This is a genomic window from Marinomonas atlantica, assembly GCF_001639725.1.
Lineage (GTDB): Bacteria > Pseudomonadota > Gammaproteobacteria > Pseudomonadales > Marinomonadaceae > Marinomonas > Marinomonas atlantica.
Genome location: NZ_LTAW01000023.1, coordinates 1 through 2,191 on the forward strand (window position 1 = coordinate 1; position 2,191 = coordinate 2,191).

A 2,191-nucleotide genomic window follows, 5' to 3' on the forward strand; every position below is an offset into this window, starting at 1 on the left:
TAACCATCACAGACGTGAGCGTGCCAGAAGCACAAGGCACGGTGGCGATTGTCGATGGTAAGGTACAGTTTACCCCGGCGGACAACTTCAACGGCGACGCGACCATCAGCTACACCATTACTGATGGTACCGCGACCGACAGTGCTGAAGTGACTGTGACCGTGGATGCGGTCAACGACGGCCCAGTAGCGGTAGACGATACAGCCAGCACCAACGAAGACACGGTTGTGACCATTGATGTGTTGGCCAACGATACGGATCTGGATGGCGATACATTAACCATCACAGACGTGAGCGTGCCAGAAGCACAAGGCACGGTGGCGATTGTCGATGGTAAGGTACAGTTTACCCCGGCGGACAACTTCAACGGTGACGCGACCATCAGTTACACCATTACTGACGGTACCGCGACCGATAGCGCAGATGTAACGGTAACCGTAGCACCTCAAAATGACGGCCCAGTAGCGGTAGACGATACAGCTTCTACCAGTGAAGACACGGTTGTGACCATTGATGTGTTGGCGAACGATACGGATCTGGATGGCGATACATTAACCATTACTGAAGCGTCTGTTCCGGCGGAGCAAGGTACGGTGGCGATTGTCGACGGTAAAGTTCAATTTACGCCGGCGGACAACTTCAACGGTGACGCGACCATCAGCTACACCATTACTGATGGTACCGCGACCGACAGTGCTGAAGTGACTGTGACCGTGGATGCGGTGAACGACGGCCCAGTAGCGGTAGACGATACAGCTTCTACCAGTGAAGACACGGTTGTGACCATCGATGTGTTGGCGAACGATACGGACCTGGATGGGGACACTCTAACCATCACAGACGTGAGCGTGCCAGAAGCACAAGGCACGGTGGCGATTGTCGATGGTAAGGTACAGTTTACCCCGGCGGACAACTTCAACGGCGACGCGACCATCAGTTACACCATTACTGACGGTACCGCGACCGACAGCGCTGAAGTGACTGTGACCGTGGATGCGGTCAATGACGGCCCAGTAGCGGTAGACGATACAGCCAGCACCAACGAAGACACGGTTGTGACCATTGATGTGTTGGCGAACGATACGGATCTGGATGGGGATACATTAACCATCACCGAAGCGTCTGTTCCGGCGGAGCAAGGTACGGTTGCGATTGTGGACGGTAAGGTACAGTTTACCCCGGCTGCGAACTTCAATGGCGAAGCGACCATCAGTTACACCATTACTGACGGTACCGCGACCGATAGCGCAGATGTAACGGTAACCGTAGCACCTCAAAATGACGGCCCAGTAGCGGTAGACGATACAGCTTCTACCAGTGAAGACACGGTTGTGACCATTGATGTGTTGGCGAACGATACGGATCTGGATGGCGATACATTAACCATTACTGAAGCGTCTGTTCCGGCGGAGCAAGGTACGGTGGCGATTGTCGACGGTAAAGTTCAATTTACGCCGGCGGACAACTTCAACGGTGACGCGACCATCAGCTACACCATTACTGATGGTACCGCGACCGACAGTGCTGAAGTGACTGTGACCGTGGATGCGGTGAACGACGGCCCAGTAGCGGTAGACGATACAGCTTCTACCAGTGAAGACACGGTTGTGACCATCGATGTGTTGGCGAACGATACGGACCTGGATGGGGACACTCTAACCATCACAGACGTGAGCGTGCCAGAAGCACAAGGCACGGTGGCGATTGTCGATGGTAAGGTACAGTTTACCCCGGCGGACAACTTCAACGGTGACGCGACCATCAGTTACACCATTACTGACGGTACCGCGACCGATAGCGCAGATGTAACGGTAACCGTAGCACCTCAAAATGACGGCCCAGTAGCGGTAGACGATACAGCTTCTACCAGTGAAGACACGGTTGTGACCATTGATGTGTTGGCGAACGATACGGATCTGGATGGCGATACATTAACCATTACTGAAGCGTCTGTTCCGGCGGAGCAAGGTACGGTGGCGATTGTCGACGGTAAAGTTCAATTTACGCCGGCGGACAACTTCAACGGTGACGCGACCATCAGCTACACCATTACTGATGGTACCGCGACCGACAGTGCTGAAGTGACTGTGACCGTGGATGCGGTGAACGACGGCCCAGTAGCGGTAGACGATACAGCTTCTACCAGTGAAGACACGGTTGTGACCATCGATGTGTTGGCGAACGATACGGA

1 protein-coding gene is annotated in these 2,191 nt (G+C 54.3%); it reads left to right on the plus strand.

What is annotated here, in order from left to right; genetic code table 11:
- Positions 1-2,191, plus strand: a 2,191-nt coding sequence (locus AYW75_RS18380) for a tandem-95 repeat protein (protein ID WP_156490889.1), incomplete at both ends; no start/stop codon positions are given.